This window comes from Streptomyces adustus (assembly GCF_009377175.1).
Classification (GTDB): domain Bacteria; phylum Actinomycetota; class Actinomycetes; order Streptomycetales; family Streptomycetaceae; genus Streptomyces; species Streptomyces adustus.
The window spans coordinates 1-14,312 of the sequence record NZ_VJZD01000233.1; the positions used below are offsets into that span (position 1 = coordinate 1).

Consider the following 14,312-nt stretch of genomic DNA (forward strand, 5'->3'; position numbering starts at 1 on the left):
GAGGCGACGGGGGCGTCGGCGGCGGGCGCGGCCTGGGGGACGGTCGCGGGCGCGGCCTGGCTGTCGGTGGGCCGCAGGGCGTAGCCGATGCCCGCCGCGAGGGACACGGCCGCGGTGGCGGCGAGGACGGAGCGCCGGTCGACTCCCGGCAGGGACGTGGTCACAGAGCGTATGCGCGACATGGCGCGATCTCCCCAGGGTGCGAACGCGTCGGCGGTGGTCGCGGGCGCCCGCCCATGGCGAACCGCCCGCTCGTACCGGATGCTTGGCACCGGGGGTGACCTGGGCGTGAACGAGGCCGCAACGTGCGACGCCCATCGCCGTACGTGGATCACGGACTACCCGGGAGGTCCGCGACCGCTCGTCGAACGGCCCGCACGCGGTCACTGCGCGTTCATTTTTCGGGGTAGTACGACAACTCCCCGGCGGGCACGGCCGCCCGGGGAGGGCGTCCGCGCGCCCGGGAGGCGGGCCTACTCCGCCGCGAGCTCCAGGTGGCCCGCGGCCGGGCGGCCGCGCCACAGCGTCAGCGCCACGTCGATCAGCGGCACCCGGGGCAGGCCGGGCACGGCCGTCAGGTCCTGCCAGGCGGCCAGGTCGGTGGATCCGCCGATCTCGTTGCGCAGTTCGCCGCCGACCACGCGGCCCTCGTAGACGAGCCGTACGCCGTGGTGGTCGGTGGCCCGACGCAGTCCCGCGCGCGGGACGGCGTGCCGGACGGAGTCCACCCCGAGCAGGCCGGTGACCTCGATGCGGTAGCCCGTCTCCTCCGCCAGCTCCCGCCGGACGGTGTCGTACGGGTCCTCGCCGTGCTCCATGCCGCCGCCGGGCAGCACCCACTCGGGGGTACCGTCGGACGCGGACGACCGGGCGAGCAGGACCTGCCCCTCGCGGACGCAGACGGCATAGGCCGCCACCCTCAACTTCTGGCGCACCCCGCGAGGTTAACCCGAAGCGTGATCACCCGCTCACCCAAGTGGACACTTCGTGCACGGACTTCCATAAAACCACTCACAGGAATGTCACAGGATGACCGCCTGTGTCCGTAAAATCCATCGGGGGTTTTCCCCATACATCCATCTTGTTTCGGTCAACCCTCCCCAAAGACATGTCCGTTGGGTAAAGCTGAGCGACCGTCCGGGGTCGTAGTCCGGACGATCGCGACCAGGGCCGATCGGTCCGGTCGCAACACGCTCGTTCCTTTACCTGCAAGGGATGCCGATGACTCTCACCCCTCAGCGTGAACCCATATCCGGCGCGAGACGCGTGGTCCGTATCGCCGTGGCCGCCGGTCTGGTGGCCGCGCTGTCCGCGGCGGGTCCGATACCCATGGCCTTCTCCGCCGGCCAGGCACCCGCCACCGCGGACCCGGGCGTCAAGTCCGCTGACGAGAAGCTCGGTTCCGACGACGCCGACCGGCTCGCCGCGGCCAAGGCGCACGGCGACAAGACCGTCACGATGATGGTCGCCACCGCGCCCGGCGCGACCGAGCAGGTCGCCGAGAAGCTGGACGCCGTCAAGGGCGGTTCCGTCGGCCGGACTTACGACAAGCTCGGCTACGTCCGCGCCACCGTCCCGACGGGCCAGGCGGACGCGGCCATCGCCGCCGCCGCGAAGCTGTCCTCCGTGCAGGCCATCGACCTGCGACAGGAGATCAAGCTCGACGACCCGACGCCCAGCGCGGACACCGTCCAGGGCGCGAAGTCGACCTCTTCCAAGGGCACTTACTCGGCTCCCGGCAAGAACACCCCCGCCGAGAACCCCTACAACCCGTCCTTCGAGACGGGTGCCGTCGACTTCGTGAAGGACCACCCGAAGGCGGACGGCCGCGGGGTCACCATCGGCATCCTCGACTCGGGCGTGGACCTGGGCCACCCGGCGTTGCAGAAGACCACCACCGGCGAGCGCAAGATCGTCGACTGGGTGACGGCGACCGACCCGATCGTCGACAGCGACAACACCTGGCGCCCGATGGTCACTTCCGTGTCCGGGGCCTCCTTCGCCTACGGCGGCCGCACCTGGACGGCGCCGGCCGGCTCCTACCAGATCAGCACGTTCAGGGAGTCGTACACCGCCGGCGGCGACGCGGCCGGTGACGCCAACCGCGACGGTGACACCACCGACTCGTGGGGCGTGCTGTACGACGCGGCGGCCGGCACGGTCCGGGTCGACCTGAACAACAACTTCGACTTCACCGACGACACGCCGATGAAGCCGTACAAGGACGGTTACCAGGTCGGCTACTTCGGCACCGACAACCCGGCGACCGACGTCGTCGAGCGCCAGCCGTTCGTCGTGCAGATCCGCAAGGACGTGCCGATGGACCCCTACGGCGGCGACTGGGTCGGCAAGAAGGTCGACTTCGTCAACATCGGCGTCATCGAGTCCGAGCACGGCACGCACGTCGCCGGCATCACCTCCGCGAACGGCCTGTTCGGCGGGAAGATGAACGGCGCGGCCCCGGGCGCGAAGATCGTCTCGTCCCGTGCCTGCACCTGGACCGGCGGCTGCACCAACGTGGCGCTCACCGAGGGCATGATCGACCTGGTCGTCAACCGCGGTGTCGACATCGTCAACATGTCGATCGGCGGCCTCCCGGCGCTGAACGACGGCAACAACGCGCGCGCCGAGCTCTACACCCGCCTCATCGACACCTACGGCGTCCAGCTGGTGATCTCCGCGGGCAACTCCGGCCCCGGCGCGAACACCATCGGCGACCCCGGTCTGGCCGACAAGGTCATCTCGGTCGGCGCGGGAATCTCCAAGGAGACCTGGGCCGCCAACTACGGCTCGGCCGTGACCAAGAAGTACGCGCTGCTGCCGTTCTCCTCGCGCGGCCCGCGTGAGGACGGCGGCTTCACGCCGACCCTGGTCGCCCCCGGCGCCGCCATCAACACCACCCAGACCTGGCTGCCGGGCTCCCCGGTCGCCGAGGCGGGCTACACCCTGCCGGCCGGCTACTCGATGCTCCAGGGCACCTCGATGGCCTCCCCACAGGCCGCGGGCGCCTCGGCGCTGCTGCTGTCGGCCGCGAAGCAGAAGGGCATCGCCCTCACCCCGGCCACCCTGCGCACGGCGCTGACCTCGACCGCCCACCACATCAAGGACGTGCAGGCGTACGAGGAGGGTGCGGGCAGCATCGACATCGTGGACGCCTGGGACGCCATCAAGGACGGCGCCACCGCCCACGACTACACCGTCAAGGCCCCGGTCGACACCGCGATCGACTACGCGCTGAAGACGCCGGGCTTCGGCACCGGCCTCTACGACCGCGAGGGCGGCCTCAAGGCCGGCGACAAGAAGACGTACGACATCACCGTCACCCGTACGTCCGGTTCCGCCAAGGCGATCTGGCACGACCTGCACCTCGCGAACAACGCCGCCGGCACCTTCCGGATCGTCGGCTCCGACGAGGTGAAGCTGCCGCTGAACCAGCCGGTGACCGTCAAGGTCCAGGCCGCGCCGAGGTCCGCGGGCATCAAGAGCGCGATCCTGGAGCTCGACGACCCGCGCACCGAGGGCGTCGACAAGCAGATCCTGACCACGGTCGTGGTCTCGGCGCCGGTGAAGTACACCTACGCCGCGTCCGACACCGTGCAGCGCAACAGCTCGAAGTCGTACTTCGTGACCGTGCCCGCGGGCGCCAAGTCGCTGGAGGTCGCGATCGGCGGGCTGAAGGACAAGAGCCAGACCCGGTTCATCGCCATCCACCCGTACGGTGTCCCGGTCGACAACACCAGCACCCCGTACTGCTACAACAACTACCTCGACGGCAACGGCTGCAAGCCCGACGTGCGCGCGTACGCCGACCCGCAGCCGGGCGTGTGGGAGATCGAGGTCGAGTCGCGCCGTACCTCGCCGCTGCTCGACAACCCCTACAAGCTCGACGTCGCCGTGCTCGGCGCGGCCTTCGACCCGGCGACCGTGACCGTGTCCGAGGCCAAGGTGGGCGTCCCGTCCGCCGCCTCCTGGAAGGTCACGAACAACTTCGCGGCCCTCGACGGCACGCTGGTGGGCGGCCCGCTCGGCTCGGCCAAGTCGGCCCGTCCCGCCATCAAGGAGGGTGAGACCCAGACCACCACGGTGGAGGTGCCCGCGGGCGCCAAGTCGCTGGACGTCGCCATCGGCAACGTCTCCGACGCCTCCGCCGACCTCGACCTGACGGTCTACGACTCCACCGGCAAGCAGGTCGCCCAGTCCGCGGACGGCGACTCGGAGGAGTCGGTCTCCATCGCCTCGCCGGCCGCCGGTACGTACACCATCGCGGTCGCGGGCTACTCCGTCCCGGCCGGCTCGACCGACTACGACTACCAGGACGTCTTCTTCTCCGCCGCCCTGGGTTCCGTCTCCGTCGACGCCTCCGCGCCGGTGAAGCTCGGCACCGGCGCCTCGGCGACGGTCTCCGGTTCGGTCACCGCGCTGGCCCCGGCCCCCGAGGGACGCGAGTTCTTCGGCCAGGCCCAGCTGGTGAACGCGCGCGGCACGGTCGCGGGCGTCGCGAGCGTGAAGATCGAGAAGGTCACGCCGTAACTTTCGGGTACGGCATCGGGGGCGGGCGTCCACAGGGCGCCCGCCCCTTCTCGTCGCCCCGCGCTCACTCGCAGGTGAGGGTGCGCGAGTCGGGCAGGGCCCGGCCGACGACCGCCCGTTCCCGGGCGACGGCGTCGGCTCCGGTGATCCAGGCGTCGGCGAGCGCGGAGTGCTGCGGCACGACGACCAGGACGTGCTCGCCGGGCCTGGCGTCCGGCCCGACCTCCCGCTCCAGCAGGAACCCGACCTCGGCCGGGGCCTTCGCCGGTTTGTAGGAACGGGTCACGTGCAGCGTGACCCGGCTCTGCGCGGTGCCCGCCACCGGCTCCACGTCCGTGACGTCGCCCTCGACGACGAGCCGGGCGCACGCCAGGTACTGCGGGCTCTCCAGGGCCGCTCCGGCGGCCGCCTCGGCCCCGGCCCCCTTGTTGTCGCTGTCGTCGCTCTTCGCGGCGCTGTCCGAGGCGGCGGAACCCCCGCTCACCGCGTTCCCGGCCCGGACCACCAGCCAGCCCGTCCCGACCACCAGCGCACCGGCGGCGGCCACGGCCACGGCGCGCAGCGCGAGGGCGAACGGGCGGCGCCGGGGAGCGCCTGGCCGCACGGGCGCGGGTACGGCGGCGGGTGCGGCGGTGGAGGCGGGTACGGCGGCGGGTGCGGGCGCGGTCAAGGCGTCCGCGACCAGGCCCAGGTGCCGCCGCAGCAGGGCCACGTCGGCCGTCGCGGCGCGGTGGGCCGCCAGGAACTCGGCGTCCGTGCGGGCCCGCTCGGACAGCGGTTCACCGGTGATCGCCGCCAGCAGCGCCTCGTCGGCGACGTCCGGCTCGCGGCCGTCGTGTCCGGCGGTCATGTCACACCACCTCGTCCTCGTGCAGCCGGACGCGCAGGGCCCGTACCGCCGTGTGCAGCCTGCTCTTGACCGTGCCCTCGGGGATGCCGAGCTCGTCGGCGATCGAACGGACCGGCAGATCGGCGTAGAACCGCAGGACGAGGACCTGCCGCTGGGCGTCCGGCAGCTCGTCCAGGCCCCGGGCGACCGTGAGGGAGAGCAGGCTGGTGTCCTCGCCGGAGTCGTGCGCGGGCTGGCGCAGGGAGGCCAGACGCTCCCCGACGCGCTCCTGCCTGCGCCGGGACCGGTGCCAGTCCATGGCCAGGTTGGAGGCGACGACCGCCGCCCACGCCGACACGTCACGCGGCGCCTCGCGGCCGCTCGCGGCCCGTTCCAGCAGCCGCAGACGGACCTGCTGCACCCCGTCCGGCAGGTCCGCCTGCGGCACCCCGCCCAGGGCGAGCACCGCCCGCACCCGGCGTTCCTGGGCCTCGTCCAGCGGGTCGTCGCCCGCCGTGGCGTCGGCCCCCCGGCCGCGCCAGGCCTTTCTGCGCAGCACAAGCCACCCCCTCCGCACGTTTCCCCTACGACGCCGGCCGGGGCCGAAACGTTCGGCCGGGAGTCCGCGGGCGTCCAGAGGCGTACGTCACATCATCGTGTGGGCGAGGTGTCGGCGGGCAGGGTCCGGAGCAGCACAGCTTGCGGCGCAGAGCCCTCGCCGAGGGAATATCTCCAGCTCAGCGGGGGTTCGGTGGGCAGGAACGCACCTGGCGTCCGCGGGATCGCGTCCCATTCCTCGGGCACACCCGGCAAAGAATTGGACACATGGGCCAGGGGCGGCAGCATGATGGAAAAGCCCCCGTCAGTCACACACGAGCAAACGCACGCAGAGGGAGTCGCCGTGAGGGTCGGAATCGTCGGAGCCACCGGTCAGGTCGGCACGGTCATGCGCAGGATCCTCAAGGAGCGCGACTTCCCGGTCACCGAGCTGCGGCTGTTCGCCTCGGCCCGCTCGGCGGGGACGGTCCTGGACGGCGTGACGGTGGAGGACGCGTCCGCCGCCGACTACTCCGGCCTGGACATCGTGCTCTTCTCCGCGGGCGGCGCGACCTCGAAGGCACTGGCCGAGAAGGTCGCCGCCCAGGGCGCCGTCGTGATCGACAACTCCTCCGCCTGGCGCAAGGACCCCGAGGTCCCCCTCGTCGTCTCCGAGGTGAACCCGCACGCGATCGCGGACCGCCCCAAGGGCATCATCGCCAACCCGAACTGCACGACGATGGCCGCGATGCCGGTGCTGAAGCCGCTGCACGAGGAGGCCGGTCTTGAGGCCCTGGTCGTCGCCACCTACCAGGCCGTCTCCGGTTCGGGCGTCGCGGGCGTCGCGGAGCTGCACGGCCAGGCGCTGAAGGTGGTCGCCGACGCCGACCGCCTCACCCACGACGGCGCGGCGGTCGACTACCCGGAGCCGCAGGTCTACCGGCGCCCCATCGCCTTCAACGTGCTCCCGCTCGCCGGTTCGATCGTCGACGACGGGCTGAACGAGACCGACGAGGAGCAGAAGCTCCGCAACGAGTCCCGCAAGATCCTGGAGATCCCGGAGCTGAAGGTCTCCGGCACCTGTGTGCGCGTCCCGGTCTTCTCCGGCCACTCGCTCCAGGTCAACGCCCGCTTCTCCCGCCCGATCGACGCGGCGCGCGCGACGGAGCTGCTGGCCGGCGCCCCGGGCGTGGTCCTCTCCGAGATCCCGACCCCGCTCCAGGCGGCCGGCCAGGACGCCTCGTACGTCGGCCGGATCCGCGCCGACGAGACCGTCGAGCACGGCCTCGCCCTGTTCATCTCCAACGACAACCTGCGCAAGGGCGCGGCCCTGAACGCGGTGCAGCTCGCGGAGCTGGTGGCCGCGGAGCTGACGGAGAAGGCCGCACCGGCCCAGGCCTGAGGCCTAGGGCCTGCCCACCTCGTAGAGGAAGCAGCCGTACTCGACGGCCCGGACGTGGACGAACGCCACGGACGGGTCGTCGAGTGCGTTGTGGAACGCCTCGCGGAAGGCCGCGTCGCCGGGCGTCCGCACCAGCTCACCGCCCAGGATGCGTCCCTGCGCCGAGTAGCGGCGCACGGTCCGGTGGGCGTTGCCGAACGGGACGCCGTCCGCGACGGGTCCCGCGCACTGCCGCGCGTGGATGAACACGGGGCCCTGCTCGTCGTACGCCCCGGGGTCGGCGCCCGTGCGAGCCGCCCAGCGCCGCAGGGGCGCGTAGGAGACCAGCGCGATCCGCTCGCCGGGCTCGCTGCGGCGCAGACAGCAGCGCAGCGGGGAGCCGCCCTCGTCGTCGGTGAACGGGACGCAGGGCCGTCCGGCGTCGTCGGCGGTGCGCAGTTGTGCCAGGTCCGACGGGGCGATGGGCCGGACCGCGTAGGCCGCGGATCCCACCGCGGGTGCGCTCGGGTGTGCGGCCGGGCGGGTGGTCGGGTCGGGGTGCGTGGCCGGGTGCGTCGTCATGCCCTCAGGCTCGCGCTCCTCCGCGCCCTGCACCGGCGGGTTTTGGACATCGCGTTCCGTGCAGGTCACATGGAAGGATGGCGCAACCCACACATAACGAGGAGATGAACGCGTGCCTGGCACAAACCTGACTCGCGAAGAGGCGCAGCAGCGGGCGTCGCTGCTCACCGTTGACTCGTACGAGATCGATCTCGACCTCTCCGGCGCTCAGGAGGGCGGCACCTACCGGTCCGTGACCACGGTGCGCTTCGACGTCGCCGAAGGGGACACGCAGTCCTTCATCGACCTGGTGGCCCCGGCCGTCCACGAGGTCACGCTGAACGGCGACGCGCTCGACCCGGCCGAGGTCTTCGCCGACTCCCGGATCGCGCTGCCGGGTCTGCTCGCGGGCCGCAACGTGCTGCGGGTCGTCGCCGACTGCGCGTACACCAACACCGGTGAGGGCCTGCACCGGTTCGTCGACCCGGTCGACGAGCAGGCCTATCTGTACACCCAGTTCGAGGTGCCGGACGCCCGTCGCGTCTTCGCCTCGTTCGAACAGCCCGACCTGAAGGCGACCTTCCGGTTCACCGTGAAGGCGCCGACCGGCTGGACCGTCATCTCCAACTCGCCGACGCCCGAGCCGAAGGACGACGTCTGGGAGTTCGAGCCGACGCCGCGTATCTCGACGTACATCACGGCGCTGATCGTCGGCCCGTACCACTCGGTGCACAGCGTGTACGAGAAGGACGGCCAGTCGGTGCCGCTCGGCATCTACTGCCGGCCCTCCCTCGCCGAGTTCCTGGACTCGGACGCGATCTTCGAGGTGACGCGGCAGGGCTTCGACTGGTTCCAGGAGAAGTTCGACTACGCGTACCCCTTCGAGAAGTACGACCAGCTGTTCGTGCCGGAGTTCAACGCGGGCGCGATGGAGAACGCGGGCGCGGTCACCATCCGCGACCAGTACGTCTTCCGGTCGAAGGTGACCGACGCGGCCTACGAGCTGCGGGCGGAGACCATCCTGCACGAGCTGGCCCACATGTGGTTCGGCGACCTGGTCACCATGGAGTGGTGGAACGACCTGTGGCTGAACGAGTCGTTCGCCACCTACACGTCGATCGCCTGCCAGGCGTACGCGCCCGGCTCGCGCTGGCCGCACTCCTGGACCACGTTCGCCAACTCCATGAAGACCTGGGCGTACCGGCAGGACCAGCTGCCGTCCACCCACCCGATCATGGCCGAGATCAACGACCTCGACGACGTGCTCGTCAACTTCGACGGCATCACGTACGCCAAGGGCGCGAGCGTCCTGAAGCAGCTCGTCGCCTACGTCGGCATGGACGAGTTCTTCGCGGGCGTCCAGGCCTATTTCAAGCGGCACGCGTTCGGCAACACGCGCCTGTCCGACCTGCTCGGCGCGCTGGAGGAGACCTCCGGGCGCGATCTGAAGACCTGGTCGAAGCAGTGGCTGGAGACGGCCGGCATCAACATCCTGCGGCCCGAGATCGAGACGGACGCCGACGGGGTGATCACCTCCTTCGCCGTCCGCCAGGAGGCCCCGGCGCTGCCGCCCGGCGCCAAGGGCGAGCCGACGCTGCGCCCGCACCGCATCGCGATCGGCCTGTACGACCTCGACGGCGACAGCGGCAGGCTGGTGCGCACCGAGCGCCTGGAGCTGGACGTCGACGGCGAGCTGACGGCCGTGCCGCAGCTGGCCGGCCGGGCCCGCCCGGCCGTGATCCTGCTCAACGACGACGACCTGTCGTACGCGAAGGTCCGCCTCGACGAGGCGTCCCTGGCGTTCGTCACGGAGCACCTGGGCGACTTCGAGTCGTCGCTGCCGCGTGCCCTGTGCTGGGCGTCGGCCTGGGACATGACCCGTGACGCCGAGCTCGCCACCCGCGACTACCTGTCCCTGGTGCTGTCCGGCATCGGCAAGGAGTCCGACATCGGTGTCGTGCAGTCGCTCCAGCGTCAGGTGAAGTCGGCGATCGACCTGTACGCCGACCCGACGGCCCGGGAGGCCCTGCTGACCCGCTGGACGGAGGCGACGCTGGCGCACCTCCGGTCGGCCGCACCGGGCGGCGACCACCAGCTGGCCTGGGCGCGGGCGTTCGCGGCGACGGCCCGTACGCCGGAGCAGCTGGACCTGCTGGACGCGCTGCTGGACGGGTCGCAGACCATCGAGGGCCTGGCCGTGGACACGGAGCTGCGCTGGGCGTTCGTGGAGCGGCTCGCGTCGGTCGGCCGGTTCGACGAGGCGGAGATCGCGGCCGAGTACGAGCGGGACAGGACCGCGGCCGGCGAGCGGCACGCGGCGACCGCCCGGGCCGCCCGGCCGACCGAGGAGGCCAAGGCGGAGGCGTGGGCGTCGGTCGTCGAGTCCGACAAGCTCCCGAACGCCGTCCAGGAGGCGGTGATCGGCGGCTTCGTGCAGACCGACCAACGTGAGCTGCTCGCCCCGTACACGGAGAAGTTCTTCGAGAGCGTCAAGGGTGTCTGGGACTCGCGTTCGCACGAGATGGCCCAGCAGATCGTGGTCGGTCTGTACCCGTCGCTCCAGGTCGACGAGGACACCCTGGCCCGGACGGACGCGTGGCTGGCCGCGGTCGAGCCCGCCGCGGCCCTGCGCCGGCTGATCTCGGAGTCGCGCTCGGGTGTCGAGCGGGCGCTGAAGGCACAGGCGGCGGACGCGGCAGCGTCCTAGCTCTGCCACGGCGGTCCCGGCCGACGGTGTCGGTACGGACGGAGGGCGGGTGACCGGGTCGGTCACCCGCCCTCCGGGCACACCGGCCGGGCGAAGCCGAGCCCGTCCCGGCCGCCACCCGCGCGGGGCGCCCTGCCGGACGGGCCGCGCCGTGCGGGCGAAGGCCCTGTCCTGCCTCGACTGCGAACAGGCCGACCGGCCGAGCGGCCGAGCGGCTGCGGGAACTGCTCGCGGGGACGCAGGGGCCCGTTCACTGGACCGACGCAGGCCCGTCGGGGGCCTCCCCGCCCGGTCGACGGGCCTGCGGCCCGACTAGCGGGTCTCCGCCGGGCCCACATGGGCGGTGAGCGCGGCCTCGATCGCCGCCGCGTCGGCGGTGTCGGCCGCCCAGGCGACGTATCCATCGGGCCGCACCAGCAGCGCCGTACGGCGCCCGCCCGCCCAGTGGGTCACGGCCAGCCGGTCCTTGCGGGCGCCCGGCTCCTCGTACGCCTCCGGGGTGACCAGCACGAACCGGCCGCCGCGCAGGGCCTCGTACAGGCGGCCGCCGTCGGCGAGGGCGAGGTCGGGCACGCGGGCCCCGGTGAGGCGGTGGGCGCCCTTGGGCGCCGGGTAGCGGACGCCGATCCCGGTGATCTGACCGATCGCCTTCCGGCGGGCCGGGCCGACCACGTCGAGGACGGTGGTGAGCCCCGCGCGCAGCGCCAGCGTCCACGGTCGCTTGGCCATCGCGAGGCGCACGATGCCGCCACTGCTGCGCAGGACCGCCTTGCCGACGGGATGCCGTTCGGCCTGGTAGGTGTCCAGGAGCGCGGGGTCCGTGTGGCCGTGGACCACCTGGGCGAGCTTCCAGCTCAGGTTGGCGGCGTCCTGGAGGCCGGTGTTCATGCCCTGGCCGCCGGCCGGTGTGTGCACATGGGCGGCGTCGCCGGCGAGGAAGACCCGGCCGACCCGGTAGGCGGGGGCCTGACGCTCGTCGCTGTGGAAGCGGGACGTCCAGCGGGCGTCGTGCATGCCGTAGTCACGGCCGAGGGCGAGCCGGACGGTCTCCTTGACCTCGTCCAGGCCGACGGGCTCGTGGTCGGGCACGTCACGGGCCCGGTTCCAGGCGATGACACGGTGGTAGCCGTCGCCGAAGGGCGCGATGAAGGCGAAGGCGTCACCGACGGTGTTCACGGTGAGCAGGTTCTCGGGTTGCTCGGCCAGCAGCACGTCGGCCAGGACGACGGAACGGATCACCGACTCGCCGGGGAAGGGCAGCTGGATCGCGTCCCGTACCGCGCTGCGCATCCCGTCGGCCCCGACCGCATAGGCCGCCCGCAGCTCCCCGGCCTCGCCGCCGGGGCCACGCGTACGGACCGTCACGGCGTCCGCGTCCTGGGTCAGACCGACGAACTCGGTCTCGTACCGGAAGTCCACCCCGGCGGCGACCGCGCGGCGCTCCAGGACCTTCTCCACCTCGTACTGCGGGATGACCAGGAGGTGGTTGTAGCGGGAGGGCAGGGTGTCGAGGGCGATGGTGAGACGGCCGAAGAGGCGCAGCCGGTCCAGGGCCCGGCCGGCCGTCTCGACGTCGTCGGCGAGGCCGCGGGCGTCGAGCTGTTCCAGGGTGCGGGCGTGCAGCACGAAGGCGCGGGAGAGATTGCTGATCTTGTGCGGGCGCCTCTCCAGGAGCGTGACCCGCACCCCGGCGGCGGCGAGGTCCCCGGCGAGCAGGAGGCCGGTGGGGCCCGAGCCGACGACGATCACGGGAAGGGGGGTCGTGCCGGTGGTGTCGTTCATCCGAACCTCCTGGGCCTCCACGACTGACCGTGAGATTCTGCCGGAGACACGCCGAGGGCGCCTCCCTCACCACGCGTACGGGGTGAGGGAGGCGCCCTCGGTCTCTGCGTCAGGATCCGACGGAAGCCTTGGTCAGGCCTTCGCGCCCGCCTTGGCGGCCCTCGACCGAGGGCTCTTCGGCCGACGGTCCGTGGACTTGTCCAGGACCATCACCGCGGCAGTGATCGCACCGAACAGCACCAGCGGGAGCACGACATAGAGGCCCAGCGTCTCGATGACGCTCAGGCCCGAACCGGGGTCGTCGCCGTCGTCGCGGGTGAGCGCGAGCGCGGGGGACGACATGAGCAGCATCATCAGCGTCGTACCGGCAGCCAGGGCGCCGGCGCGCAGGGCGTTCTTCTTGTCCACGGTTCAAAACTAGCGAACGCCCCGGGCGACCGCGCGCCCGGGGTGCCGTACGAAGCGCGAGGGCCCCCGCGCGCCCCTTCACGCCGGGTCGCCTTCCGCCTCCTCGGCCCGGCTCTCCCGGACCGCGTCCATCAGCGCGCGCAGCCGCGGCGACGCGGCCAGTTCCTCCAGCGTCACCGGGCGGCCCTCGGGGTCGGCGATCGGCAGCCGCCAGTTCGGGTACTGGTCCCAGGTGCCGGGGAGGTTCTGCGGGCGCCGGTCCCCGACGCCGTCGGGGAGCCAGACCCCGATCAGCCGGGCGGGGGTGCGCAGCAGAAAGCGATGGACGGCCTGGACCTCGGCCTCCTCCGTGGTGCCGACATCGGCATCGGCGTCGGACAGCAGTCCGAGCCGGGTGAGCAGGGCCAGCCACTCCCCCGTGTCGGCGGCCGCCTCGGCCCGCTCCTGCGCCAGGGGGCGGGTCGACAGGCCCAGGCGGTCGCGGAGTTCGACGTGGTCGCCGGAGAGCCGGGAGGCGGTGGGTGGCAGGTCGTGGGTGGTGGCGGTGGCCAGGCAGTCGGGGCGCCAGCGCTCGGGGGGCAGCGGACGGCCGTCGCCGTCCCAGTCCCGTTCGAACCACAGCACCGACGTGCCGAGCACCCCGCGTTCGCGCAGTGCCTCGCGCACCCCGGGCTCCACGGTGCCGAGATCCTCGCCGATCACCACCGCCCCGGCCCGGGAGGCCTCCAGGACCAGGACGGCGAGCATGGCCTCGGCGTCGTAGCGGACGTAGGTGCCCTCCGTGGGCGGCAGGCCCTGCGGGACCCACCAGAGCCGGAACAGGCCCATGACATGGTCGATGCGCAGGGCGCCCGCGTAGCGGAACAGGGCGCGCAGCAGGTGGCGGTAGGGGGCGTAGCCGGACTCGGCGAGCCGGTCCGGGCGCCAGGGCGGCAGGCCCCAGTCCTGGCCCCGGGCGTTGAAGGCGTCCGGCGGGGCGCCCACCGACATGCCCGCCGCGAAGTACTCCTGCTGCGCCCAGGCGTCGGCGCCCCCGGGGTGCACCCCGACCGCCAGGTCGTGCACCAGCCCGACCGGCATGCCGGCCTCGCGCGCGGTGCGCTGGGCGTCGGTGAGCTGGGTGTCGGTGAGCCAGGCGAGCCGGCTGTGGAAGTCGACGCGGTCCATCAGTTCGACCCGGGCGCGGGCGGTGTCCACCGAGCGTGGGTCGCGCAGCCCGCCGGGCCAGCGGCTCCAGTCCGGGCCGTGCACCTCCGCGAGCGCGTACCAGGTGGCGTGGTCCCGGAGCGCCTCGCCCTGCTCGGCGAGGAAGTCGCGGTAGGCGGCCTGGCGGCCGGGCCCGAGCGGTACGGCCCGGACCAGCTCCAGCGCCTCCCGCTTGAGCTCCCACACCGCATCCCGGTCGATCCACGCCCCCTTCTCCAGCACCGTCTCGCGCAGTCGCGCGGCCCGGTCCAGCAGCGCGCGCACCCGTTCGCGGTCCTCGACGTGGGCGAACTCGGGGACGTCCTCGACCCGGAGGTGGACCGGGTCGGGGAAGCGGCGCGAGGAGGGCCGGTAGGGGGACGGGTCGGTGG

Annotated in this window: 10 protein-coding genes and 1 pseudogene; 3 read left to right on the forward strand and 8 right to left on the reverse strand. The window is 72.5% G+C overall.

Annotated features, from left to right (window positions below):
- Both FNH09_RS36740 and FNH09_RS36745 read right to left on the reverse strand, forming a co-directional pair.
- Nucleotides 1–182 (reverse strand): annotated as a pseudogene (locus tag FNH09_RS36740) (TIGR03767 family metallophosphoesterase); the annotation flags it as partial.
- 291 nt (nucleotides 183–473) lie between these two features.
- Nucleotides 474–917, reverse strand: a complete 444-nt coding sequence (locus FNH09_RS36745) for an NUDIX domain-containing protein (protein ID WP_162469658.1) — start codon at nucleotides 915–917, stop codon at nucleotides 474–476.
- 304 nt (nucleotides 918–1,221) lie between these two features.
- On the opposite strand from FNH09_RS36745, the gene FNH09_RS36750 reads away from it, so the two are divergent.
- Nucleotides 1,222–4,530, forward strand: a complete 3,309-nt coding sequence (locus FNH09_RS36750) for a S8 family serine peptidase (protein ID WP_152894222.1) — start codon at nucleotides 1,222–1,224, stop codon at nucleotides 4,528–4,530.
- 64 nt (nucleotides 4,531–4,594) lie between these two features.
- On the opposite strand, the gene FNH09_RS36755 is transcribed toward FNH09_RS36750, so the two are convergent.
- Together FNH09_RS36755 and FNH09_RS36760 are read right to left on the reverse strand one after the other, a co-directional pair.
- Entirely contained in the window at nucleotides 4,595–5,380 is a 786-nt protein-coding gene (locus tag FNH09_RS36755) for a hypothetical protein (protein ID WP_152894223.1), read from the reverse strand.
- A gap of 1 nt (nucleotide 5,381) precedes the next feature.
- Nucleotides 5,382–5,918, reverse strand: coding sequence for a sigma-70 family RNA polymerase sigma factor (locus tag FNH09_RS36760; RefSeq protein ID WP_162469654.1), 537 nt, complete (start codon nucleotides 5,916–5,918; stop codon nucleotides 5,382–5,384).
- Nucleotides 5,919–6,260: 342 nt separating this feature from the next.
- On the opposite strand from FNH09_RS36760, the gene FNH09_RS36765 reads away from it, so the two are divergent.
- On the forward strand, nucleotides 6,261–7,298 hold the full coding sequence (locus FNH09_RS36765; protein WP_162469655.1) for an aspartate-semialdehyde dehydrogenase: 1,038 nt from the start codon (nucleotides 6,261–6,263) through the stop codon (nucleotides 7,296–7,298).
- Nucleotides 7,299–7,301: 3 nt separating this feature from the next.
- Here the strand turns inward: FNH09_RS36765 and FNH09_RS36770 are convergent, their stop codons facing one another.
- Nucleotides 7,302–7,859: a DUF1203 domain-containing protein gene (locus FNH09_RS36770; RefSeq protein WP_152894224.1), complete on the reverse strand. Its 558-nt coding sequence runs from the start codon at nucleotides 7,857–7,859 to the stop codon at nucleotides 7,302–7,304.
- A 112-nt stretch (nucleotides 7,860–7,971) separates the two neighbouring features.
- On the opposite strand from FNH09_RS36770, the gene pepN reads away from it, so the two are divergent.
- A complete protein-coding gene (gene pepN / locus FNH09_RS36775) occupies nucleotides 7,972–10,545 on the forward strand; it encodes an aminopeptidase N (protein ID WP_162469656.1) in 2,574 nt (857 codons plus the stop codon).
- Between the two features lie 312 nt (nucleotides 10,546–10,857).
- Here the strand turns inward: pepN and FNH09_RS36780 are convergent, their stop codons facing one another.
- The 3 genes from FNH09_RS36780 to malQ form a co-directional block, all read right to left on the reverse strand.
- On the reverse strand, nucleotides 10,858–12,327 hold the full coding sequence (locus FNH09_RS36780) for an FAD-dependent monooxygenase (RefSeq protein WP_152894225.1): 1,470 nt from the start codon (nucleotides 12,325–12,327) through the stop codon (nucleotides 10,858–10,860).
- Nucleotides 12,328–12,459: 132 nt separating this feature from the next.
- Complete coding sequence (locus FNH09_RS36785; RefSeq protein WP_162469657.1) at nucleotides 12,460–12,735, reverse strand: hypothetical protein; 276 nt, start codon at nucleotides 12,733–12,735, stop codon at nucleotides 12,460–12,462.
- A gap of 78 nt (nucleotides 12,736–12,813) precedes the next feature.
- On the reverse strand, nucleotides 12,814–14,312 hold a 1,499-nt coding region (gene malQ / locus FNH09_RS36790; RefSeq protein ID WP_152894226.1), incomplete at its 5' end, for a 4-alpha-glucanotransferase.

What these genes read in the sequence shown, in the direction of transcription:
- FNH09_RS36770 (WP_152894224.1), bottom strand. Translation starts at nt 7,859, where the DNA reads ATGACGACGCACCCGGCCACGCACCCCGACCCGACCACCCGCCCGGCC.
- FNH09_RS36755 (WP_152894223.1), bottom strand. Translation starts at nt 5,380, where the DNA reads ATGACCGCCGGACACGACGGCCGCGAGCCGGACGTCGCCGACGAGGCG.
- FNH09_RS36780 (WP_152894225.1), bottom strand. Translation starts at nt 12,327, where the DNA reads ATGAACGACACCACCGGCACGACCCCCCTTCCCGTGATCGTCGTCGGC.
- FNH09_RS36750 (WP_152894222.1), top strand. Translation starts at nt 1,222, where the DNA reads ATGACTCTCACCCCTCAGCGTGAACCCATATCCGGCGCGAGACGCGTG.